23 protein-coding genes are annotated in these 24,752 nt (G+C 36.3%); 18 read left to right on the forward strand and 5 right to left on the reverse strand.

All coding sequences use genetic code 11. The features are described 5' to 3' along the window. Window positions 1–1,016 (reverse strand): glutamine--tRNA ligase (gene glnS, locus ACLHG9_RS07380; RefSeq protein WP_410220856.1); only part of this gene is annotated, 1,016 nt, incomplete at its 3' end. A 117-nt stretch (window positions 1,017–1,133) separates the two neighbouring features. Between glnS and ACLHG9_RS07385 the strand changes: the two genes are divergently transcribed. The 9 genes from ACLHG9_RS07385 (at window position 1,134) to ACLHG9_RS07425 (ending at window position 9,462) form a co-directional block, all read left to right on the forward strand. Then, a complete protein-coding gene (locus ACLHG9_RS07385; RefSeq protein ID WP_410220857.1) occupies window positions 1,134–1,580 on the forward strand; it encodes a cobalamin B12-binding domain-containing protein in 447 nt (148 codons plus the stop codon). Then, entirely contained in the window at window positions 1,555–2,337 is a 783-nt protein-coding gene (locus ACLHG9_RS07390; RefSeq protein WP_410220858.1) for an enoyl-CoA hydratase/isomerase family protein, read from the forward strand. The genes ACLHG9_RS07385 and ACLHG9_RS07390 overlap by 26 nt, the downstream gene beginning before the upstream one ends. Before the next feature lie 123 nt (window positions 2,338–2,460). Then, window positions 2,461–3,870, forward strand: a complete 1,410-nt coding sequence (locus ACLHG9_RS07395) for a sigma-54-dependent transcriptional regulator (RefSeq protein ID WP_410220859.1) — start codon at window positions 2,461–2,463, stop codon at window positions 3,868–3,870. Window positions 3,871–3,939: 69 nt separating this feature from the next. Continuing rightward, window positions 3,940–6,342, forward strand: coding sequence for a sensor histidine kinase (locus ACLHG9_RS07400; protein ID WP_410220860.1), 2,403 nt, complete (start codon window positions 3,940–3,942; stop codon window positions 6,340–6,342). Further along, entirely contained in the window at window positions 6,339–6,755 is a 417-nt protein-coding gene (locus tag ACLHG9_RS07405; protein WP_410220861.1) for a response regulator, read from the forward strand. The genes ACLHG9_RS07400 and ACLHG9_RS07405 overlap by 4 nt, the downstream gene beginning before the upstream one ends. 4 nt (window positions 6,756–6,759) lie before the next feature. Further along, window positions 6,760–8,205: an ATP-binding protein gene (locus tag ACLHG9_RS07410; protein WP_410220862.1), complete on the forward strand. Its 1,446-nt coding sequence runs from the start codon at window positions 6,760–6,762 to the stop codon at window positions 8,203–8,205. A 150-nt stretch (window positions 8,206–8,355) separates the two neighbouring features. Continuing rightward, the gene (locus tag ACLHG9_RS07415; protein WP_243359814.1) at window positions 8,356–8,622 is read left to right on the forward strand and encodes a YtxH domain-containing protein; all 267 of its coding nucleotides are present in this window, start codon (window positions 8,356–8,358) and stop codon (window positions 8,620–8,622) included. Between the two features lie 26 nt (window positions 8,623–8,648). Beyond that, window positions 8,649–9,020 carry a phage holin family protein gene (locus ACLHG9_RS07420; RefSeq protein ID WP_410220863.1) on the forward strand — a complete coding sequence of 124 codons (372 nt, stop codon included), beginning with the start codon at window positions 8,649–8,651 and terminating at the stop codon, window positions 9,018–9,020. After that, window positions 9,007–9,462, forward strand: coding sequence for a hypothetical protein (locus tag ACLHG9_RS07425; protein WP_410220864.1), 456 nt, complete (start codon window positions 9,007–9,009; stop codon window positions 9,460–9,462). Before ACLHG9_RS07420 ends, ACLHG9_RS07425 begins: the two co-directional genes overlap by 14 nt. A gap of 6 nt (window positions 9,463–9,468) precedes the next feature. On the opposite strand, the gene ACLHG9_RS07430 is transcribed toward ACLHG9_RS07425, so the two are convergent. Beyond that, entirely contained in the window at window positions 9,469–10,179 is a 711-nt protein-coding gene (locus ACLHG9_RS07430; protein ID WP_410220865.1) for an SAM-dependent methyltransferase, read from the reverse strand. Window positions 10,180–10,440: 261 nt separating this feature from the next. Here ACLHG9_RS07430 and ACLHG9_RS07435 point away from each other — a divergent pair, with 261 nt between their 5' ends. Both ACLHG9_RS07435 and ACLHG9_RS07440 read left to right on the forward strand, forming a co-directional pair. Continuing rightward, a complete protein-coding gene (locus ACLHG9_RS07435; protein ID WP_410220866.1) occupies window positions 10,441–11,730 on the forward strand; it encodes a DUF6600 domain-containing protein in 1,290 nt (429 codons plus the stop codon). A gap of 141 nt (window positions 11,731–11,871) precedes the next feature. Continuing rightward, window positions 11,872–15,282, forward strand: a complete 3,411-nt coding sequence (locus tag ACLHG9_RS07440) for a glycosyltransferase (RefSeq protein ID WP_410220867.1) — start codon at window positions 11,872–11,874, stop codon at window positions 15,280–15,282. Window positions 15,283–15,346: 64 nt separating this feature from the next. On the opposite strand, the gene typA is transcribed toward ACLHG9_RS07440, so the two are convergent. Then, window positions 15,347–17,155, reverse strand: coding sequence for a translational GTPase TypA (typA, locus tag ACLHG9_RS07445; RefSeq protein ID WP_410220868.1), 1,809 nt, complete (start codon window positions 17,153–17,155; stop codon window positions 15,347–15,349). Between the two features lie 304 nt (window positions 17,156–17,459). Between typA and ACLHG9_RS07450 the strand changes: the two genes are divergently transcribed. From ACLHG9_RS07450 to ACLHG9_RS07480, 7 genes are all read left to right on the forward strand, one after another. Further along, entirely contained in the window at window positions 17,460–18,560 is a 1,101-nt protein-coding gene (locus ACLHG9_RS07450; protein WP_410220869.1) for a carboxylate-amine ligase, read from the forward strand. After that, entirely contained in the window at window positions 18,561–19,391 is an 831-nt protein-coding gene (locus ACLHG9_RS07455; RefSeq protein ID WP_410220870.1) for a glutamine amidotransferase-related protein, read from the forward strand. Between the two features lie 10 nt (window positions 19,392–19,401). Beyond that, window positions 19,402–20,586: a hypothetical protein gene (locus ACLHG9_RS07460; protein WP_410220871.1), complete on the forward strand. Its 1,185-nt coding sequence runs from the start codon at window positions 19,402–19,404 to the stop codon at window positions 20,584–20,586. 49 nt (window positions 20,587–20,635) lie between these two features. Continuing rightward, window positions 20,636–20,797: a FeoB-associated Cys-rich membrane protein gene (locus ACLHG9_RS07465; RefSeq protein WP_410220872.1), complete on the forward strand. Its 162-nt coding sequence runs from the start codon at window positions 20,636–20,638 to the stop codon at window positions 20,795–20,797. 4 nt (window positions 20,798–20,801) lie between these two features. Then, complete coding sequence (locus ACLHG9_RS07470) at window positions 20,802–21,395, forward strand: Crp/Fnr family transcriptional regulator (protein WP_410220873.1); 594 nt, start codon at window positions 20,802–20,804, stop codon at window positions 21,393–21,395. 94 nt (window positions 21,396–21,489) lie between these two features. Next, window positions 21,490–22,020, forward strand: coding sequence for a YceI family protein (locus ACLHG9_RS07475; protein ID WP_410220874.1), 531 nt, complete (start codon window positions 21,490–21,492; stop codon window positions 22,018–22,020). 34 nt (window positions 22,021–22,054) lie between these two features. After that, window positions 22,055–22,930, forward strand: a complete 876-nt coding sequence (locus tag ACLHG9_RS07480) for a pirin family protein (protein WP_410220875.1) — start codon at window positions 22,055–22,057, stop codon at window positions 22,928–22,930. 59 nt (window positions 22,931–22,989) lie between these two features. Here ACLHG9_RS07480 and ispF read toward each other — a convergent pair whose 3' ends face one another. Continuing rightward, complete coding sequence (gene ispF / locus ACLHG9_RS07485) at window positions 22,990–23,469, reverse strand: 2-C-methyl-D-erythritol 2,4-cyclodiphosphate synthase (protein WP_410220876.1); 480 nt, start codon at window positions 23,467–23,469, stop codon at window positions 22,990–22,992. Further along, a complete protein-coding gene (gene porV / locus ACLHG9_RS07490) occupies window positions 23,466–24,629 on the reverse strand; it encodes a type IX secretion system outer membrane channel protein PorV (RefSeq protein WP_410220877.1) in 1,164 nt (387 codons plus the stop codon). The genes ispF and porV overlap by 4 nt, the downstream gene beginning before the upstream one ends. Between the last annotated feature and the right edge of the window lie 123 nt (window positions 24,630–24,752).

The following is a 24,752-nucleotide window of genomic DNA, read 5'->3' on the forward strand; positions in this document are numbered from 1 at the left end:
ACCCTGTTTGCTTTTTTGTTAAGATCTTCTCTGATGCAGAACTCCAATAAGCTCAGCTCGATCAGGTTCTCACGCTTGGCAATGCCAATACGCTCGCAAAACTCCCTGATACTTTCAGGCGTATATCCTCTTCTTCTCAAACCACTAATAGTTGGCATACGCGGATCATCCCAGCCCGCCACATGCTTTTCATTAACCAGTTGCAAAAGCTTACGTTTACTCATTACGGTATAAGTAAGATTTAAGCGGGCAAATTCATATTGTTTAGATGGGAATATCTCCAGTTTTTCAATAAACCAATCATATAATTCGCGGTGCGAAACATATTCTAAAGTACAGATCGAATGGGTAATTCCTTCTATACTATCGCTCTGTCCATGTGCAAAATCATACATAGGGTAAATGCACCACTCATTCCCTGTTCTATGATGAGGGGTATGTTTGATCCGGTAAATAATCGGATCTCTCATCAGCATATTAGGACTGGCCATATCTATTTTTGCACGCAAAGTACATGCACCATCTGCAAATTCCCCATTTTTCATCCGGGTAAAAAGATCCAGATTCTCTTCTACAGAACGGGCTCGATAAACATTATCAATCCCTGGCTCAGTCGGTGTTCCTTTTTGCAGGGCAATTTCTTCAGCTGTGCTATGATCTACATAAGCCAAACCCTTTTCTATTAATTTTATGGCGAATTGGTATAACTGACCAAAATAATCAGAAGCATATAATTCGTTTTTCCATTCAAATCCAAGCCACCTGATATCTTCCTGCTGGCTGTTTACATATTCTGTTTTCTCGGTAACAGGATTGGTATCATCAAACCTAAGGTTTGTGTAGCCTCCGTATTTCTGAGTTAAACCAAAATTTAGACAAACAGCCTTTGCATGGCCAATATGCAAATAGCCGTTAGGCTCCGGCGGAAAACGTGTTACCAAAGTTTGATACTTTCCGCTCTTTAAATCATTTTCTATTATTTCTTCAATAAAATTTAATGATTTTTCTTCGCTCATATAGATAAAAATTAAAATGCAAAGTTAGCAAGATTATAAAGATTTTTAAGCTGTTTTTAGCTTATCGCATAATAAGATTGGTATTTTAATTAAATTTACGGCCAATCAATATAAGCTATGGATAAAAAACTGAATAGGCCTATACGTGTTTTAGTTGCCAAGGTGGGTTTAGATGGCCATGATCGCGGGGCAAAGGTAATTGCCACTTCGTTACGTGATGCCGGCATGGAAGTAATTTATACAGGTTTACGTCAAACCCCTGAAATGGTGGTTAACGCCGCTTTACAGGAAGATGTGGATGCGATAGGCATTTCTATCCTTTCAGGCGCTCACATGACTGTTTTCCCCAAAGTAATGGAATTAATGAAAGCCAAGCAGCTGGATGATGTGTTGCTTACCGGAGGTGGAATTATTCCTGAAGCAGATATGGAAAAACTCAAACAAATTGGAGTGGGAGAACTTTTTGCACCCGGCACACCAATGGCATCTATTGTAAAATATATTGAAGATTGGGTAACCACTAACAGAGCTTTTAACTATGGAATTTCAAAACATTTTAACTGAAGTAAAAAATCATATTTTTTATTTAACTATAAACAGACCTCAAAAATTAAACGCGTTAAACCGATCTGTTCTAGAAGAGATAGCAACCGCAGTACAAGCTGCTAATAAAAGTGCTGAGGTAAGAGCTATTCTTATTACTGGGGCCGGAGAAAAGGCTTTTGTGGCCGGAGCCGATATCAGCGAGTTTCAAAATTATGATATTGAAGAAGGTCGCCAACTGGCAAAAACCGGACAGGAAAGCGTTTTCAATGCAATTGAAAATTGTACAAAACCTGTTTTGGCAGCCATCAATGGTTTTGCTTTAGGCGGAGGGCTCGAATTGGCTATGGCCTGTCACATCCGTATAGCTTCTAACAATGCGAAATTAGGTTTACCTGAAGTTACTTTAGGGCTAATACCTGGATACGGCGGTACACAAAGATTAACACAGCTTATAGGCAAGGGCAAAGCAATGGAAATGATATTCACCGCCGATATGCTTACTGCAGAAGAAGCTGAAAAAGCAGGACTTGTAAACCACGTTACAGAACCGGACCAATTGATTTCCAAAGCCGAAGAAATCTTAGCTAAAATTATTTTAAGAGCACCTTTAGCTTTAAGCAGCGCTATAAAAGCCATTAATGCGTCAGGGCAAGGCCAAGTTAACGGATTTGAGGTTGAAATCAATGAATTTGCCAATTGTTTTAACACCAATGATTTTAAAGAAGGCGTAAATGCATTTCTTGAAAAACGCAAACCAGCATTTAAAGGCAATTAATCATTCATTATTGTTAATATCTTTATTTTCTACACTTTTTTCAAAAAAAGTGTAGAAAATATTTCCCATCGTGTTTTTTTTCTCTATATTTAGGCTGAAAATAAGTTTACGAGCCAGATTACCATGAGAAAAATATTAATTGTTGATGATGAAATTAACATTGGTTTACTCTTATCTAAATTTTTAACCCGCAATGGATTTGAAGTAACCAGTGCCATAAGCGGTGCTTCTGCAATGGAGCACTTAGCAAAAGATAATTATGATTTGGTTTTATGCGATTACAGGCTTGAAGATACCGACGGCAAGGAAATGCTGGTTAGAATCAAGAACAGTTATCCTAAAACCGGGGTAATCATTATCACCGGATATTCAGACATCAAACTGGCCGTAGAGCTGATTAAATTAGGCGCGTATGATTACATTACCAAACCGCTTTATCCAGATGAGATATTAAATACCATTAATAAAGCAATTGAAACCCAAAACGCACTCAATGCCCCTATCAGCCACACAGAAGAACCTCAAAAAGAGAAGTCCAAAACTAAATCTACCTATGTATTTAGCGATGAATTTGTAATTGGGCAAAGTGCAGCATCAAAAGACCTGATGAAACAGATTTTATTGGTTGCCCCTACTGCATACAGTGTGATATTAATTGGTGATAGCGGTACCGGAAAAGAATCTGTAGCCAAGGCCATTCACCTTAACAGCCCTAGAAAAGACAAACCTTTTGTGGCTATGGACTGCGGATCTTTAACCAAAGAACTTGCGGGCAGTGAATTTTTCGGACATGAAAAAGGCGCTTTTACAGGTGCTTTATATACTAAAATAGGTCATTTTGAAATGGCCAATGGCGGCACTTTATTTTTAGATGAAGTAGGCAATCTTTCATACGATATACAAGCTGTTTTGTTAAGGACTGTTCAGGAACGTAAAATTAAGCGCATAGGCAGTACCAAAGAAATTGATTTAGATGTAAGGATTATAGTTGCTACCAACGAAAATCTGCAGGAAGCCATCTCTAAAGGCCGCTTCCGTGAAGATCTTTACCACAGATTTAATGAGTTTGCCATTCATTTACCCCCTTTAAGTCAAAGAGGAAAAGATATCCTTTCCTTTGCCAACAGCTTTTTAGAGGTAGCCAACAAAGAACTGAACAAAGAGGTCAAAACTTTCTCTCAGGAAGTAATCGACTGCTTTTTAAACTATAATTGGCCAGGCAACGTACGTGAGCTTAAAAATGTGGTAAGAAGAGCTACACTACTTACAGAAACAGAAGAAGTGCAAACCAAAGCACTTCCACTTGAAATATCTACCTACGCTAAAGGTTCTATTTACAATTTAAATTCAGAAAACGAAGCAGAAAAACCTAAAGTACGGGATTTAAAAAATGCGGCTCTTGAAGCTGAGTATGAAACCATACTTAACGTGCTAAAAGAGGTAAATTTTAACAAAACCAAAGCAGCCAAAATTTTAAACATCGATAGAAAAACACTCTACAATAAAATGAAGGCTATAGACCTCGACAAATAGAATGTGAGTAATTTTTTCCAAAATCTTGTAACATACAGGTTTAAGCAATCACCACCTTTAACTAAAAAGATGTGGTTTGTTATTGCTGTTTTATGCCTCATCTCAATGGTGCCCCTGCTATGCACAGAACTCACGGCCAATAAATACGAATCGTATAAAGTTTTCATGGGGTTTAAACTTGATCTGAGCTTTTACACCACCGTATGGATTGTATTAGGCATTGCTTCAGCTTTATTTGCAGGTATATTGGCATGCGTTGATTTTTATCTCCGCAAAGAGCTTACAATTACTCTTTTTGGCTTAACACTACTAGGCACTGGTGCTTTAGACGGATATCTGCTGTTAACTCTTAACCAAAGTAAACTGGCCGACAATCTTATACTTGCCCACAATAACATCTACTTTGTATGGTCTATTACCAATATTTTTTATGCTGCTAACCTTTTATCGGGAACTCTATTTTATCTGAAATTAAAATCCAGACATAAAAGAACTTTAGCCCAAAAACAAAAAGCAATTACCAAAACTACACTTCTTACCATTTTATTATTTCTGTTTTGTGTAAGCATTATTTATTACAACAAAAATTATCCATTATATAACATTTTCTTCATGCAGGCAATAAAGTTCAATGTAATATACTTCATTCCCTTTTGCCTTTTATTGATCTGGACCTTTTTACTACTCCCGAGGTTCAAACTCAGATATTACAATATCTTCTCTAAGCTATTGGTTTTAAGTATAGCGCCTTTAATTATTGCGCAGATTTTAATGGCCATTAGTTTCAAAGCTTTTGATATTTATTTTAATACCGCATTTTTTCTCCGCTTTTTAAGTTATCTCGTTTTATTGGGAGGTACTATTCTGCATTATGTAGAAACTTTTAGAAATGAAGAGAAGATGGCTGCAGCCTTAAATGCAGAAATTAAGCAAAAGAGAATTATTACGCAACATCTTTTAGACCGCGAAAAATTACTGGCAAGAGCAGAAGAAATATCTCATATAGGCAGCTGGGAATTAGACATTAAATCAAAAAAATACAGGCTTTCAGATGAGGTTTATAAAATATTTGGATTTCCTCCCGCTGATCTTACACCCGAAGAAATCTTGAACAACGAATTGGTTGTGCCTGAATATAGAGCAAAATTACGAAAAGAGTTTTTACACGCCTTGCATAAAAAAACCAACTTTGCTGTAGAGTATCAGATCCTGCTCAAAAGCGGAGAAAGAAAATACGTTCTTACACAAGGGTACTATGCCGAAAAAGATGATAAGCTTATTGGTACTATGCAGGATATTACCGAACTTAAAAAAGCTACACTTAAATTGCGCAAGAGTGAGATCTTATTACGAGAGGCCGAAACAGTATCACACAATGGCAGTTGGGAGTGGAAAGTTACTGATGAATATTTCTTCTGGTCTGATGAAATGTACAATATCCATGGTTTCTTACCCCATTCTATCTTTATCACTTTAGAAAGCTTTAAAAGTCTGGTACATCCTGATGACTATGAAGTGTTTCAAGCAACTTTTGAAAGGGCAATTACGCATAAATCGTCCTTTAAATTAGATTACAAAATCATCAGACCAAATGGCGAAATCAGATTTGTAACTACCGTAGCCAAGTATAAAGAAGACGAAATATACGGTGGATTTTCTTATCTGGGAAATACACAGGATGTGACCGCCCTTAAACAAACACAAAGGCAGCTTGAAGAAAAAATTACTCAGATTGATGCTTCAAATAAAGAGTTAGAACAATTTGCTTATGTGGCTTCACATGATTTACAGGAACCTTTAAGAAAAATAAGGGCGTTTGGCGACCGACTGATGACTAAATACAGTCCACAGCTGGCCGAAGAAGGACAAGATTATATTGTACGCATGCAAAATGCTGCAAGTCGTATGCAAAATTTAATAGATGATTTACTCGCCTTTTCAAGAACGACCAAACAACAGCCCCAAACCTTTGTAAGTATCAATTTAGCTGAAATTTTTAAAAAAGTACTTACTGATTTAGATTACAGTATAGAAACAGCTAATGCAACTGTAAGTTTAAATGTTGATCAGCATATTGAAGGTTCACCAACACAATTAGCGCAATTATTTCAAAACATTATAAGTAATTCATTAAAGTTTACCCAACCAAATGTTAAACCCCTAATTGAGATTGATGCGCAACTCATAAACAGCAACCAGACATCGTATAGTGAAATTCATAAAAATACTGTATATTGCTTGGTAACTATTAAAGATAATGGGATTGGATTTGACCAGGATTATGCCGAAAAGATTTTCGATATGTTCCAAAGGTTACACTCAAGAGCCGAGTACCAAGGTACAGGAATGGGTTTAGCCATTTGTAAAAAGATAATAGAAAATCATAATGGTTATATTTTTGCAGAAGGGAAAGAAGGTTTAGGAGCTAAATTCTCTATCTTGTTACCTGTAAACCAACATGCGCTATCATGATTGACAAACTTTTGGAGCCATTAATTTTAATTGCAGAAGACGACCCGGATGATACACTTATGCTTATGGAAGCTTTCAGTGAAATTAACCAGACCTCAATAAAGTTTCTTACTAACGGGAAACTGTTGTTGGAACAAGTTATGGAGTTAAGCCAAAAAGATTTTCTGCCTAAGCTGATTTTACTCGATTTAAACATGCCTGTTCTTGATGGAAGAGGCGTAATAAAGGCCTTAAAAGCAAACCCTTCAACAAAAAACATCCCTATAGTGGTTTTATCAACCACTAAAAATAAAGATGATATTGACAGCGTTTTTAATTTAGGTGTAACTGATTTCTTTACTAAACCATCTAACTTTTCAGATCTGGTAAATATTGCTAAAATTGTTTCCCAGAAATGGCTCCCTACAAATTGATCTTATGGAAAAGATAAAGGTTTTACTAATCGATGATGATGAAGATGATTTTATCATCACAAAAGATATTTTCTCTCAGATACCCAGTGTTAAAAAATATGAACTGAGCTGGGCTAATAGCTTTGAAAAAGGCATTAATGCTGTTTTAAAACAGCAACATGATATTTATTTAGTTGATTATAGACTCGGCAAAAACACAGGAATAGACCTTTTAAATGAAGCTATCTTATCAGGTATAAAAGAGCCTATTATTATCTTAACCGGAAAGGGAGATTACGATATAGATCAACAAGCTTTGAATTTTGGCGCTGCCGACTATTTAGTAAAAGACCAGATCAACGCTCAGCTTCTCGACAGGACATTACGCTATGCTCTAAAACAAGCCGATGCCATCAGAGCACTTAAAGAAAGTGAATTTAAATTTAGAGTGATTTTTGAAAAAACAAAGGAACCTATTTTAATTTCAGATTTCAATGGCAAAATATATGAAATGAATAAAGCCGGTTTGAACTTTTTTGGCTTTCATCCCAATGATCTGAATTCAGTTACAGACAGGCAATTGTTTAAGAATTCTGAAGACAGAGATAGCTTTATTCAGCAGCTCGAAACAAAAGGTGCCGTAAGCAACTTTGAATGTGAGATGATTTCGAGCAGCGGTCAAACTTATTTTTGTACGCTTTCTTCTTTTTTACAGATAGACCCTCAGAATATTATGAGCATCTATCATACCATTATCCATGACCTTACCCCAAGAAAACACAAAGAAAACAACTCTATTAATCAAAGCAAACTAAGCGTATCTGCACATATAGCTAAAGCTTTTGCCGAAGAAATCAGGGATCCCTTATCTACAATCAACTTCGTAATTGAAGAGCTGAACACAGATAAGAACCTGGTCTATAATGAAACCGTACAAACTAATCTAGATATTATTAAAACCAATTGTGATAATATTAACCAACTCATTAAACAGGTAATTGTAAGCACAGAGAACAAACCACTCTCTTTTGAAAAAGTAAATATTAAAGAACTTATAGAAGATGCGTTGAGTGAGGTTAACGATCTAGTATTAGGACAAAGGATTTCAGTAGATAAAGATATTCTAAATGCAGATTTAGAAATACTGGCCGATGAATATCAACTCAAAAAGGCATTACAAAACATATTGGTCAACGCAATCGAAAACATGCATGATTTCCCTAAAGCTATCCATATTACCACTATTAAGGACAGTGGTTTCTATTCTATACTTATAGAAGATAATGGCCCTGGTCTGAGCAAAAACTACAATGACAACATATTGGAACCATTTTTTAGCACTAAAAAACCCGGTAATGGTTTGGCTCTAACTGAAGCACAGAAAATTGTGATGAATCACAACGGTATGATAGAGATCAAACCTCAGGACCTTGGAAATCTTGTTGTCGTAAAGCTACCTATAGCTTATTAGAATAACTCCTCCTTGTAAAAAGCTTATCAGATAATCATTTCGTGATAAGTTTTTTACACCTATTTTAGCTATTTTAGCTGTAAACAAAAACATTTTTACTTAAATAGCAGTTATTATATAAGAATTTAATACCCTTTAATTATAAACGTCATGAAAGATAACTCAAAAGTTGTAGTAGCATTATTAGCTGGGTTAGCAGCAGGTGCAGCATTAGGCTTATTATTTGCTCCTGATAAAGGAAGTGAGACCCGTGATAAATTAAGTCAGTCGTTAAAAGATCTTGGTGATGCCATTAAAGATAAAGCTGCGGATGAGATTAATAACTTGAGCAGTTTAAAAGACAAAGTAGTAAGCTCAATCAAAAGTAAACTTCGCGATGTGGAAGAAGAATATTCTGACGAAGTAGAGCATGTTTAAGCCAGAAAATATTTTTTAAAAGCGTAATGGAAGAAAAGAAGGAAATAAAACTCGAAGAAATTGTTGCTGAGGCAAAGGAATACGTAGAAGAAAGAATTGAGTACATACGCCTGAGCACTGTAGAAAAAGGTTCTAAAATAGCAGCAGATCTCATAACTAATACTGTTGTTGCCATAGGATTTACACTTGCCTTTTTATTTGGCTCAGTAACGCTTGCGCTTTTTCTGTCGAATTTATTTGAGAGTTATGTGGCAGGCTTTGGATGCGTTGCAGGAATTTACCTTCTTTTATCCATTATAGTATTCCTTACCAAGGATAACATTATAGAAAAATGGCTGGTTGATTTGTTTATTAAGAAATATTTTGAAAAAGTTGCCGATAAAGATGACGAGAATTAGACCACATATACAATCATTAGCAGATCTGCAATCTGAAAGGCTTCGTCTTAAATCTTCTTATTTGTTAAGAGAAGAAGCATTAAAGAACAATGCCAAGACTTATATACATCAGTTGTCTCCTTTATATTTTTTGAACAAATTAACCAATTCAAAAACATTATTTAAGATTGATGAGAAAACCAATATTACAGGCAAAATGATGTCTGTAATACTACCCTTCATCTTGAATAAAACTTTATTCAGAGGTTCTGGTTTAATTACCAAAACCCTAGGAGCTCTGATATCGGGTAAAATAGGAAATTCTTTAGATGCAGATCAGATTGCAGGCGTAGTATCTCATGTAAAATCCTTTATCACTTCTCTTTTCAGTAAATCACAGAAAAAAAGCAAACCGTTAAATTTTGCCGATTATGGCATCCCGCCTGATAGCGAAACTTATTAACAAGATTTAAGGCTTATATAATACAAATACTGTAGGTTGCTTATGCAAGTCTACCTGTTCTTTGCGCCATGCGGCGATACTTTTAGTTTTAATAAATTCATTTTCCGCATTGATATTGCTGGCAATGCAAAGCAAAGTTTGTGGACTACAGGTTTTCAGCAAATCATCAAGCAATTGATTATTCCTGAAAGGAGTCTCCATAAACAATTGGGTTTGCAAATGTTTTGATGCTAAGAGTTCTAATTCTTTAATCTTTCTCGTCCTTTCAGCCTTGTTAATAGGTAAATAACCATGAAAAGCAAAGCTTTGGCCTGTAAAACCAGAACTCATTATGGCCTGTACCATAGAGTTAGGGCCCACTAAGGGTACCACCTTAATTCCTTTTTTATGCGCCTCAGCTACAATTTCAGCTCCCGGATCCGCAATACCTGGGCAACCAGCCTCGCTCATTAAGCCTACATCCTGCCCTTTATTTAGTTGCGTAAAAAAATGTTCAACATTCCCATCACGCTTATGCTTACCATAATCATGAATAATCAGTTCACTTTGAGGTATTTTTAGCCCTGCTTCTTTTAAGAACTTACGGGCGGTTTTTTCATTCTCTACAATATAAACATTAATCAGGTTAATTGTTTCTACCAAAAACGGGGTGAAAGATTTAGCCGCAGCATCGTCAGCTAACGGAACTGGGATGAGAAATAAGGTTCCTTTACGCATCTATAAAATAAAATTTTGCAAAAACTTTTAAAAACAAGTTTTAATCCCATTTGTTTTAAACATGTAGCAAATTTAGTTCCTTATCTGACTAATTTTTTAAACACATTAATGGCAAAAAACCAATTTTTTGTAAAATTATTGCCTAAAATATAATATTTATATAACAAATCCCCGTTTCATGTATTATTAGTAACAAAGTGGCTTCTCTTTTGATACTAATATTTTGTTAGGTTAATTAAATAAATTTAAAACACACAAGACATGAAACGCACAATTAAATTTCCAGCTATACTGCTCGGACTCATGCTGCTACTCTTCGGAACCACACAAAGGGTAAGCGCACAATACGAAGATGTTTCTTTACAATCTTTTTATGATGAACTATCACCTTACGGCATTTGGATCAACGACCCAGATTACGGTTATGTATGGAGACCCGACGTTGACCAAAGTGAATTCAGACCTTATTACAGTAATGGCCGGTGGGTAATGACCGAGTATGGCAATACCTGGGTATCAAATTACGATTGGGGATGGGCTCCTTTCCATTATGGTAGATGGGTATACAACCGTTATAATAGCTGGATCTGGATTCCAGATACTGTTTGGGGACCTGCATGGGTAACTTGGAGAAGTGGTGGAGGCTATTACGGATGGGCTCCTATGGGACCAAGTGTTAACATCAATATTAGTTTTGGTCGCCCTTACCGTTTACCAGACTTCTGCTGGAACTTTATCCCTCAACGTGATATCTATTACTCTAGTTTCCCAAGATATTATTCAAGAAGAAATACAGTTTACATACAAAACACGGTTATTATTAACAATACCTATGTAAGAAATAACCGCACTTATTATACCGGACCTCGTGCAGACGATATCAGAAGAGTAACAAACAGAGATGTAACCGTATATAACATCAACAGAAATAGCAGGACCGGAGGTTCAAGGATTGAGAACAATACTGTAAATATCTACAACCCTCGTCCGGCAAGAGGGTCAGCAAATACCGATAGGCAGCCAGCTCCAAGCCGTGTAGTTAATGCAAGTATTAACCGTGATGTTATAGATAGAAGCTCAAGAGTGGTAGCTACCAGAGAAAGTAGAGGAAACGAGATGATGAACAGAGAAGGCAGAGAAAGAACACAAAATGTAGATAATGAACAAAGCAGAAATCCCCGTCAGGATAATGGTAATATGAACAGAGGCAGAGAAATGGGAAATCCTTCCGTAAATGAACAACCGCAACGTATAGACAGAACAACTAACGGAAGAGGACAAATGGTTATGCCTCCTCAGGAAGACCGTTCAGCCTCCCCCCAAACCAGAGCTTTTCCGCAACGTGTAGAACGTACAGAAAGAACTGAAACACAACGCATGGAAAGACCTCAACCAAGGATGGAAGCTCCGCAACCACAACGTATAGAGAGATCTCAACCTAGAATGGAAGCCCCCCAACCTCAAAGAGTAGAACGCAGCCAGTCTGGTAATAGCAGCCGAGGCGAAAGTAGCAGACCAAGTCGTGGCGAAGGAAGATCGGGGAGAGGATAAACCTATCTGCTTTAATACATAAATAAAAAAGCCCTTTCAAATTAAGAAAGGGCTTTTTTATTTTTAAGTCTAAGCCATTTGCCCTGTTTCATCTAATCTTCATTTTAATTATTGAAAATTGTATCTTAAGATAAGGAAATTATGGAAAAACAAGTTTTCCAAACAGAAAAAAAAAGCAGGTGGTATATATTTACCTGGGTAAGCAGAACGTTATTTTTGGTATTTCTGTTCGCAGGGATATGTGTTTATTTAACCATTTCTTCTATGCAGGCTCCTCCTGTAGTGAACATAAACACCAATACACCGTTAAATAAAAATAAGATAGAGCATCTTAAACAAACCCGACAGTTCAAGGATTTTAAGATCGTTAAAAGCAAACTTGAAAAAATAAAGGCAGATCGTGAACGCCTACGTATGAAAGCACATACAGTGGGCAAACGAATTAATATGGTTTTTTATGTTAGCAGCTGGTCTAAAACAGTGCAAAAACAATCGCTAAGTGCTTTAAAAAAATACATTGCACACATAGATATGGTTGCAATGGAATCTTTTTTCTTTGATGCTAAAACCGGTAACCTGATCAATAAAGCAGATACTACTGCATTAAACATTGTAAAAAAATACCATAAAAAACCTATTGCACAGGTTACAAACTTTATAGGAGGTAGTCCTAACGCCGACGTGATTAAACAAATTCTGTTTGATCAGCAAATGCAAACCAGGTTTATCAACAACCTGCTACAACAAACAAAATCTTTGGGCTTTGCAGGTATAAATATTGATTTTGAAGATTTAAACCTAAAAAATCCACAGCCTTTTACACTTTTCATGCAAAATGTATATATGGCTTTTCATAAAAATGGTTTATTGGTAAGTCAGGATATCAGCCCTGAGAATGATGATTTTAAGGTTGAAGAATTGCAAAAATACAATGATTATCTGGTACTCATGGCATACGATCAGCATGAAGTAGGAAGTAATGCAGGAGATATTTCACATCAGGCATGGGTAGAGGAGCAGTTAGATAATATGTGTAAAAAAACAAATCCTGATAAGGTGATTTTAGCCTTAGCCTGTTATGGTTATGATTGGCCCGAAAACAAAACCGGAACCTCTTTAAGCTATGAGAACGCTTTGATTACAGCTCAGGATTTTGGCAGTAAAGTTATATTTGACCCAAGTTCTGCCAACCTGCACTACAGCTATAAAGATGGTAATGGCTACCGGCACCAGGTTTATTTCACAGATGCTGCCACAAATTTTAATTTAATCCGTAAAGCGGATGACTGGAATATTGCAGGAATTGCCATTTGGCGTTTAGGCACCGAAGATACCAGATTGTGGCATTTTATAGATAAGAATTTAAGTTTAGATACACTTAAGAAAACAGGATTTAATTTTAACAAGATCAGCTCGCTAAAAACAGCAGGCGATGTTCAATACATTGGATCTGGAGAAATATTAGACCTTATCAGTACACCTAATCCGGGTGAGGTAAAATTTACAGCAGACAATTTTGACATTGTTAATGAAGATTATGTAAAGCTACCTACAAAATATGTAATTAAACGTTTTGGCGAAGCTGAAAAGAAAATAGTGCTGACCTTTGATGATGGACCAGATCCGGTTTATACACCGCAAATTCTCAGTATTCTAAAAAAAGAAAAAGTACCTGGGGCTTTCTTTGTAGTTGGGGTGATGGCCGAAAAAAATATGGAACTATTACGTCAGGAGTATGATGATGGCTTTGAAATTGGGAACCATACTTTTTTTCACCCCGATATGTCGACCATTGGTGAGAAAAGAGTAAAATTTGAACTGAATGCAACCCGTAGAATTATAGAGTGTGTAACCGGCCACAGTACCATATTATTCAGAGCTCCCTTTAATGCCGATGCCGAACCAGAAACTGTTGCAGAAATTTTACCTGTTGCCCAAAGCCGTAAAGAAAACTATATCAATATTGGCGAATATATTGATCCTGAAGATTGGCAGCCGGGCATTACAGCAGACCAGATTTATAATGCTGTAGTAAAACAATCTGAAGCCGGGAATATTATCCTGCTTCATGATGCTGGCGGTAACAGAAGTGCCACCGTAGCTGCATTGCCACGTATCATTAAATACTTTAAAGACAAAGGTTACGAGTTTACTACAGTAAGCAGTTTAATGGGTAAAACCCGCAATGATGTAATGCCTTTGGTAAAAAACAGTGCAACTACAGGCCTTACCGCATCAGGTGATTATTTTTTTCTTACTTTATTTTATTATGGTAATATCATACTGAATACTGTATTTACTATTGCCATTGTACTGGCCATTTTACGTACCTTGTTTATTGCTTACCTAGCTTTAAAACAACGCAGGTTAAGCAAACAAACACAAAATCTCCTGATTAAAAATCCTACTGAAAAAGTAAGCATTATTATACCCGCATACAATGAAGAAGTTACCGTTATACAATCTATAAACAGCTTACTGCAAACTGATTACCCAGATTTTGAGCTGATTTTTGTAGATGACGGCTCTAAAGATTCAACCTATAAATTGGTGAATGAACATTTTGCTGGTCATCAGCAGGTTAAAATATACACAAAAGCAAATGGTGGAAAAGCATCGGCACTTAATTACGGCATTTCTAGAGCCGCCGCCAATTATATTGTGTGCATTGATGCCGATACCCAGCTTAAACCCGATGCAGTTACTTCATTAATGCGTTATTTCTACAATGATAAAATTGCGGCGGTAGCTGGAACGGTTAAAGTGGGCAATCCTACCAATATCTTAACCAGGTGGCAGTCTATAGAATATATTACTTCCCAGAACATGGACAGAAGGGCTTTTGATCTTTTAAATACCATAACAGTAGTTCCAGGTGCCATCGGAGCTTTCAAGAAAAATGTAGTTTTAGAAGTAGGTGGTTTTACTACAGATACCCTAGCTGAAGATTGTGATTTGACGATGCGTATTTTAAAAGCAGGTTATATTATTAAAAATGCCGAAGATGCCATTGCTCTAACTGAGGCTCCTGAAACAGTTAAAATGCTTTTGAAACAGCGTTTCCGCTGGAGTTTTGGCGTATTGCAAAGTTTTTGGAAAAATAAAAATACTTTATTTAATAAAAAGTACGGCTATTTTGGGATGGTGGGAATGCCCAATATACTGGTTTACCAGATTATTTTACCACTATTTGCACCTTTAGCAGATTTCTTTATGTTGGTTTCGCTTGTTAGTGGCCTGTTTGCTTTAAGTGCAGGCAATAATCTAACTTTAGATGGATTCATTAGCATTTTAAGCCTTCACAATGGCTTTGGACAGGTACTATTTTATTACATTATCTTTATTCTGGTTGATATTGCTTTTGCAGCATTGGCATTTAAACAAACCAATGAAAAAATGAAGAACCTTCTTTATTTATTTCCTCAGCGTTTTTTTTGGCGTCAGTTGATGTATGTGGTATTGTTCAGATCATTTAGAAAGGCTATTAAAGGAGAGTTAAATACTTGGGGAACATTGAAAAGAACCGGTAATGTTAGTCCTAAAGTGGCATAAAAGCAAAAATGGTGTCTGAAATAAACTCAGACGCCATTTAAAAATATAAAGAATTTCACTCGGTCTATGACTGGAATTTTTTAGCATTAACTTTACGTTCGTTCTCCGTTAAGTAGATCTTACGTAAGCGCATACTTGCAGGTGTTACTTCAATATACTCATCTGCCTGTATGTATTCCATGGCTTCTTCTAATGAGAATTTAATAGCCGGTGCAATACGAACGTTATCATCAGATCCAGAAGCACGCATATTGGTAAGCTGTTTCCCTTTTACCGCATTAATTACTAAATCATTATCCCTAATGTGTTCGCCTAAAATTTGTCCTTCGTACACATCTACCCCCGGATCAATAAAGAAACGCCCCCTATCTTGTAATTTATCAATTGAGTAAGCGGTGGTCTGTCCTTTTTCCATAGAGATCAATACCCCGTTCAAACGTCCGGGAATTGTGCCCTTCCATGGCTCATATGCTTTAAAACGGTGTGCCATGATTGCTTCTCCGGCTGTTGCCGTTAAAATATTATTACGTAAACCAATGATACCACGAGAAGGAATTTCAAATTCCAAATGTTGCAGATCTCCTTTTGGCTCCATTACTAATAATTCACCCTTACGTTGCGTAACCAATTCGATTACTTTACCAGATACGTCTCCAGGAACATCAACAATTAAAGTTTCAACCGGCTCGCATTTTACTCCATCAATCTCTTTCACAATTACCTGTGGCTGACCTACCTGTAACTCATAACCTTCGCGACGCATGGTTTCGATTAAAACTGACAAATGCAAAATACCTCTTCCATATACCAACCAGGCATCAGGCGATTCTGTTTCAACAACTTTTAACGCCAAGTTTTTTTCCATCTCTTTAAGCAAACGCTCTTTAATACGTTGAGAGGTTACTAGTTTACCTTCTTTACCAAAAAACGGTGAGTTGTTAATAGTAAACAACATGTTCATGGTAGGTTCATCTATTTTAATTACAGGTAATTGTTCAGGCGTATCAAAATCTGCAATGGTATCACCAATATCAAAACCTTCAATACCTACAACAGCACATATATCACCTGATTTAACTTCTGAAGCTTTTACCTTACCCAAACCATCAAAAGTATAAAGTTCTTTTACTCGTGATTTTACCATTTTACCATCACGTTTGATTAAAGTAACCGGCTGGTTTTCTTTAATTACACCACGATGTACGCGGCCAATAGCAATACGGCCTACAAATGAAGAATAATCTAAGGATGTAATCTGCATTTGTAAAGTTCCTTCATTTAATGGAGCTGCAGGAATATGTTCTACAATAGCATCTAAAAGAGGAAAAAAGTTATCTGTTGGTTGTTTGTAATCTGTGCTCATCCAACCATTCTTAGAAGAACCGTATATTACCGGAAAATCTAATTGATCTTCTGTAGCCTCAAGATTAAAGAACAGTTCAAAAATCTGCTCATGTACCTCTTCAGGACGGCAGTTCTCTTTATCAACCTTATTAATTACAACAATTGGTTTTAAACCTAATGATAATGCCTTTTGCGTTACAAAACGGGTTTGAGGCATAGCACCTTCAAAAGCATCGCAAAGTAATAAAACGCCATCGGCCATTTTTAAAACACGCTCTACCTCACCTCCAAAATCGGCGTGGCCCGGGGTATCAATAATATTTATTTTTACACCCTTGTATTTAACCGAAACGTTTTTTGAAACAATGGTAATACCACGCTCGCGTTCCAAATCATTGTTATCAAGAATTAAATCTCCTGTTTGCTCGTTATCTCTGAAAATAGCGCAGGCATGTAAAATTTTGTCAACCGTAGTTGTTTTACCGTGGTCAACGTGTGCAATAATTGCGATGTTTCTGATATTTTGCATATATATGCTTCTGTAAAAATTAGGGCGCAAAGTTAAGGTTTTTCATCGAAAAACTGAAGATTTAGGCGTGTTAAAATTCAATATTTTTTTTGTTAAATTTTGAATATCAATAGGTTCTAAAGCCTACACGGCTGCATCACACAGGTTTGACTTTGGCTGTGAACCTGTTTTCTTTGGGCATATTTTATTCAAAAATTACAGAGATATCTTAACTTAAAACATAAAATAGCCGATTAATACAGATATTTGAAAAAGAAGAGCTAATTTGCTTTTGTACAAAATAAGTTTTTGCCTTATTCTAAACATGAACAAATTTACATTAGGTGTTGAAGAAGAGTACATGGTTGTTGACCCTGTTACGCGAGAGCTTGCCTCACACGAACAAAAAATCGTAGAAGCAGCTCAAAAAATATACAAAGATCAGGTAAAGGCCGAAATGCATCAGGCCGTAGTTGAGGTAGGCACCGGTATATGTCGCGATACGGAACAGGCCCGTAAGGAAATAGGACAACTACGCAACACCGTTGCCCAACTTGCTGGAGAAGAAGGCTTTAAAATTGGTGCGGCAGGAACTCATCCTTTTTCTCATTGGGAAAAACAATTGATTACAGATCACCCTCGTTACAGCAATATTGTAAACGAATTACAGGAGGCAGCCCGATCAAATCTGATTTTTGGCTTGCATGTGCATGTGGGCTTCCAGTCCAGAGAACTGGCTATACATATTGCTAACCAAGTACGTTATTTTCTGCCTCATGTTTTTGCACTTTCTACCAATTCGCCTTTTTGGGAAGGCAGAAATACAGGCTACAAATCTTTCAGAACCAAAGTATTTGATAAATTTCCAAGAACCGGAATTCCTGATACTTTTAACAGCATTGAAGACTATGATAACTATGTAAAGTTACTGATCAAAACCAATTGTATAGACAATGCCAAAAAAATCTGGTGGGATATACGTGTACATCCTTTTTATGAAACCATAGAATTCAGAATTTGTGATTGCCCGATGCTAATCGATGAATCAATGGCTATTACTGCTCTTTTGCAAGCTTTATGTGTCAAATTATATAAATTACGTTTACAGAATTTAAACTTCATCACTTATTCACGCGCTTTAATTAATGAAAATAAATGGCGGGCTGCACGTTATGGCTTAGATGGCAACCTGATCGATTTCGGAAAAGAAATGGAAGTGAACTGCCGGAATCTGATTTTAGAATTATTAGATTTTGTAGATGATGTAGTAGATGATTTAGGTAGCCGGGATGACATCAATTACATTCAAAAAATACTTGAAAGCGGCACAGGCGCAGATAAACAGTTAGCCGTTTACGAACAAACCTTAAGTTATCCTGCCGTAGTAGATTATATTACTTCTCAAACCTTAATCAATACTGTATAGATGAATATGACAAGACCTAACTTTAAAGTTGCTATCATAGATATGAATAACGGGGCTCCGAATCAGGGTATGCGAAATATTTTCGAAATTCTGGATCATTATCAACAGCGAAATGAAGTTAAGTTTAGTCTTGAAGTTTATGATACCCGTAAAAAAGGAGAAATTCCAGATCTTGATCATGATATTTACATTTCAAGTGGCGGCCCTGGTAGTCCGCATGATGGGGAAAAGATGAAATGGGAAAAAGATTTTTTTGCTTTACTTGACCAGATTGATGAACACAATCATATAAATGAAGACAAAAAATTTGTTTTTCTGATCTGCCATTCATTTCAATTAGGATGTCGCAAGTACAAATTAGGCCAGGTTACTCCAAGAGGATCAAATTTGTTTGGGATATTTCCTACTTTTTTAACTGATGCAGGATTAAATGAAGTTATATTTAAAGGATTACCCAATCCTGTATATGCAGTTGACAGCAGAAAATGGCAGGTTGTACAACCTAACCTTGCTTTATTTAATCAAAAAGGCGCTTCTATATTGGCTATTGAGCGAGAAAGAGAAAATCCTGAGCAAGAGCGCTGTATCATGGCAATTAGGTTCTCAGCTTATATGGTAGGTACGCAATTTCATCCTGAAGCAGACCCTATTGGCATGAAGATGCATTTTTATCAGGAAGAAAAAAAGGCTGTAATTATTAAAAATAATGGCGTAAATGCGTATCATGAAATGATTGATCAGCTAAATGACCCTAATAAATTAGCTTTAACACATCATACGGTACTTCCCAACTTTTTAAGTCAGGCTATCGATTATTACCATACGCTGTAACTTTATATTTATGATAAAGGAACTGAGGCAAGAATTTAACCGAAATTTTTCGGAAGAGAAATACCAGAATTTTCTGGACAGCCTAAACATGGGTTATCCAAAAATTCCTTTCAGAGTAGCAGAAACGCCTGTATTTATTCCTGTTGAGCTGAAACAGAAGCTAATTAAAGCAGGTGATGATATTTTAAATTTTATTAAACAGCCTAATTTTAAAGAACTCACACAAAAATCCATTCCTGCTAATTGGCTTGTACCAAATGAAAATGCGCAACCACATTTTATTGTAATGGATTTTGGCATACATCAAAATCCGAATGGCGAGCTGCTCCCTATGCTTATTGAAATGCAAGGCTTCCCTTCTCTATTTGGTTTTCAAGCTTTATTAGCAGAGAAATATGTAAGCAGTTATCATCTCAATGCGCTTTTAACTCCTTATTTTGATGGCTTTGACAACAATTCTTACTTCAACCTGCTCAAAAAGGTAATTGTAGGGGATGAAGATCCTTTACAAGTGGCGCTCATGGATATAGATGTATTACATCAAAAAACAGCTATCGATTTTTACATAACCGCTCAAAAACTGGGTATTAAAATCCTGTCGATTACCGACATTAAGAAAAGAGGCAAAGCACTTTATTACATTGAGAGAGGTAAAGAAATAGAACTAAAAAGAATATATAACCGCTTAATATTTGACGAAGCAGCAAACAATTTATCTGTTTTTAAAGAAGGGTTTGACCCCAGAGAAGAGTTGGATATAGAATGGATAACACACCCAAATTGGTTTTATCGTATCAGCAAATATACTATGCCCTTTCTGCAAAGCCCCTTTGTACCCGAAACCTCATTTCTTGATAAATTATCATCTCTACCTGCAAATCTGGAAAATTATGTATTAAAGCCTCTTTTTAGTTTTGCAGGTTCAGGTGTAATTGTTGATGTAACTCAACAGGATATAAAAAACATTAAGGATCCAGAAAACTGGATCTTGCAACGTAAGGTTAATTATAGCCCTGTTGTTAAAGCACCCAACGGCGGAGTTAAGGTAGAAATCAGATTAATGTATATCTGGCCCGATCATGAAGAGCCGCAGCTCTGCATCAATTTAGCCCGATTAAGCAAAGGCAAGATGATCGGTGTTAACCATAATAAAGATTTTGACTGGGTAGGCGGAACAACTGGCTTATTTCTTTAATTTTACACAAATCTGAACCCTGTGATTTTAAGAATACTATTTTTGTAAAATGGATATACAATTCATCATTATGATAGGGCTCTTTTTAGGAGCGCTGTGGTATGTAGGTAGAATTATCTACAGATCAATAGCGCCTAAAAATGGCTCCTGTGCTTCGGGTTGTGGTAAATGCAGTGCAGATTTCTCTAAAATAAACCCAAAAGAAAAATAAACAGGTGCTTGAGCATTTTCAATTATATCTAAAATCACGCTTACAGCTTACCGATGCACAAGCTGTAGAAGCCACCTCATGCCTTAATACCAAGACTTTTAAGAAAGGACAGATTATTTTAAGCCCAGGAGATCTGCGTTCAGATAATTATTTTGTAAATAGTGGCCTCCTCCGGAGTTTTACTATAGACGAAAAAGGAAAAGAACATATTATACAATTTGCTCCTGAAAACTGGGTAATCTCTGATCGAGACAGTTCTATCTTTAATGAACCCTCACAATTATTCATCGATGCCATTGAGCAAACCGAAGTGGTAATTGTTCCCAAAGATTTCTTTAGCGATATTAAAAATATTGTACCTCAGATTTTAGAACTCAATATTTTAATGCTGCATAACTCTATACGTTTTATGCAAAAAAGAATAAACATGCTTTTGGGTGCCACTGCAGAAGATAGATATTTAGATTTTATTAAGCTCTATCCAAACCTTACATTACGTGTACCCCAGTGGATGATTGCATCTTACTTAGGTGTTACACCTGAGTCTTTAAGTCGTGTACGTAAAGATCTGGCTCATAAACATTTTAAAAAAAATTAACTATACCATTTCTTAACATAAATCAATTACCAACTAAAACTGCTATCGTAATTTTGTGTTATAAAATTTAAACAAGAATTTAAAACATAAAATTATGGCAACAGTAAAATGGTCTTTAGACCCAACTCACAGTGAGTTACAATTCAAAGTAAAACACTTAATGATTTCTACCGTAACTGGTGATTTTAAATCTTTTTCAGCTGATTTAACGTCAGATGATGAAAACTTTGAAAACATGCAAGTAGATTTTAAAGCGGATATGTCAAGCATAGATACCCGCAATCAGGATCGTGACAATCATTTAAGAAGCGGAGACTTCTTTGATGCAGAGAAATACCCTGAAATGACATTTAAATCAACCGGTATAACAAAAGACGGTGATGATTTTATAGTGGCCGGAAATTTAACCATTAAAGACGTAACTAAAGAAATAAAGCTAAAAGCCGAATTAGGTGGAGTAAACACAGATCCTTGGGGTAATACTAAAGCAGGTTTTACCATAAACGGAAAAATCAATCGTGGCGACTTTGGCTTAACCTGGAATGCCGCCCTTGAAACAGGTGGTGTAATGGTTAGCGATGAAGTAAAAATATTAGGTGAGTTGCAATTTGTAAAGCAAGCTTAATCACATTAAATTTTAAAACAAGGAGAAAACAATTATGCAAGCAAATATAAAACAGGTTGCAGGGATCTTAAACCCTCCTGCACCTCATATGGTAGGTGATGGATTTAGAGTTCATAATTTTTTCCCGGGAGGGTATAAAATTAAAATGGATCCATTCTTTTTGCTTGATTATAATGCCAAAATCGATTTCTCTCCCAGAAATACACCACGGGGCGTAGGTGTGCATCCTCATCGGGGCTTTGAAACCGTTACCATTGCATATCAGGGAGCTGTTTCACATCATGATAGCGCAGGTAATAGTGGAACAATATTTCCGGGAGATATACAATGGATGACTGCCGCTAGCGGAATATTACATAAAGAATATCATGAAGAAAATTTCACAAAAACAGGTGGTCCTTTTCAAATGGTACAACTTTGGGTAAACCTGCCGGCTAAATTTAAAATGAGCAAACCAAAATACCAGGCCTTACAAAAAGATAAGATTGCCCGATATAATTTTGCTGATAATAGTAGTTATGCCGATGTAATTGCAGGAAATTTTAAAGGTATAAAAGGAAGCGCAGATACTTTTAGTCCTATTGAGATGTATAACCTGCATCTTCAAAATAACAGTAAGATAGATTTTACCTTACCTGCCGGTTATCACACCGCTTTACTTGTAATAGAAGGAAACATTACGGTTAATCACAATAAAAAAGCAGAAACTAACCAATTGATTTATTTTGAAAATGAAGGTGAACTGATTGAGATAGAAGCCAATTCTGATGCCTTGATCTTAGTTTTAAGTGGCGAACCCATTAATGAGCCAATAGCCGTATACGGACCGTTTTTAATGAATAAACCGGAAGAAATAGAACAGGCAATCAATGATTATAATAATGGCAAGTTCGGATATTTAGAAGAATAATAGGAGTAAATAATTATGTAATTCACGGGCAGACTCAACTCAGAGTTGCCCGTTTTTAATTAAATCTTCTGTATTAAACAAACCGCATAAGCAACCACACCTTCTTCTCTGCCAATAAAACCCATTTGCTCATTAGTTGTAGCTTTGATAGAAATATCATCTGTAGAAATCCCAGCGGCTTTGGCAATGTTCTTCTGCATTTGCAGTATATGCGGATTAATCTTAGGTTCCTCTATGCAAAGCATAGCATCTATGTTTCCAATTTCATAATGCTTCTCTTTTAAAAGCTTAACTACTTCTTCTAATAAAATCAGACTGCTTATTCCCTTCCACTTTTCGTCTGTATTTTTGAAATGAAACCCTATATCTCTAAGATTAGCTGCACCCAAAAGGGCATCACAAATGGCATGTAAAAGCACATCTGCGTCAGAATGACCAAAAGCGCCTTTATAGTGCTCTAAATTTACGCCTCCTACTATGAACGGATGATTTTCTTTTAATTGGTGAACATCAAAACCAAAACCTACCTTGATTTTCATTTTTTTGTTTCGCGGTCGAAATTAAATATAAGTGTAAAACGCAACGTATTGGCTAAAGGATTTTTCTGAGGGCTGCCTACTAGATAAGCAAAGTCGAGATTGAATACATTGTATTTTAGACCTGCTCCTAAAGTAAGGTATCTTCTGTCGCCTTTTTGTGGAGATTCATAAAAATAGCCCCCTCTTACAGCAAATTGCTGGTTATACCAGTATTCAACCCCTGTAGAAATACTAATTTCTTTTAATTCCTCACTAAAACCTCCGGGAGCATCCGAAAATGACTGGAATATACCTGCAGGCACCGAAACATTCGGATCTTTACCTGCTATAATATTTCCATTGTTATCTCTTATAGGTTGTGTAGGAACCATCAGTTTATTAAAATCCAAACCAATGCTAATCTGGTTATAATCATCTAATATAAAAGTAGAAGCTCCGCCAAGTTTAAAATTAGCAGGCAGAAAAGGTTTATCTGCCGCATCTGAATAATTTACTTTGGTACCGATGTTAGATAGGTTAATTCCTGCAGAGAGGATGGCATCTTTACCAAACATAACGGTAGGTTTTTTAAAAAACCCCGATACATCAACCGCAAATGCAGTTCCTGGTTTTTGTTGTCCACCCGTGATCTGACCAGATGTTAAATTAGAATAAATAAATCTTGCAGTAGTTCCTAATGAAAATTCTTCACCAAATTTTCTGGCAAAGGTCCCATCAATGGCAAACTCATTAGGATTAAACATTCCTTGTTCATTTCTGTTCTCATCAACCAAAGGAATATTTCCTAAAGAAAAATATCTTAACGATGCTCCTATAGTAGTCCGATCATCGGCACGGTAATAGCCGCTTAAATAAGCTAAATTAATGTCTGGAACAAGGCTTTTTAACCATGGACTGTATGAAAGAGAAACTCCATAAGGTTTTTCCAGAAAAGCCAGTTTAGATGGATTAATACTCATTGCATTTGCATCTGGCAAAATTGCAACTCCAGTTTCTCCCATGGCCCCGGCTCTTGCATCGGGTGTAATTAACAAAAATGGAACACCTGTCATTACGTTATTTGTTCGAGTTCCATCCGTATTTTGAGCCTTAGCTTGTATAAGGGTAATACAGCTTAGAATTATCGAGAAAAGTAGAGCCCCGCCATTTTTTAAATTCATGGTTTGTGAGTGTTAGATCTTAAAGCAATCTTAGTTTTTAACGTAATTTTTTCAAAGTTAACAGTTTAACTATTTATTGCAACACAACTATAACGAAAAGGGAAAGACTATAATATATGCTCA

This window comes from Pedobacter sp. (assembly GCF_046462515.1).
Taxonomy (GTDB): Bacteria; Bacteroidota; Bacteroidia; order Sphingobacteriales; family Sphingobacteriaceae; genus Pedobacter.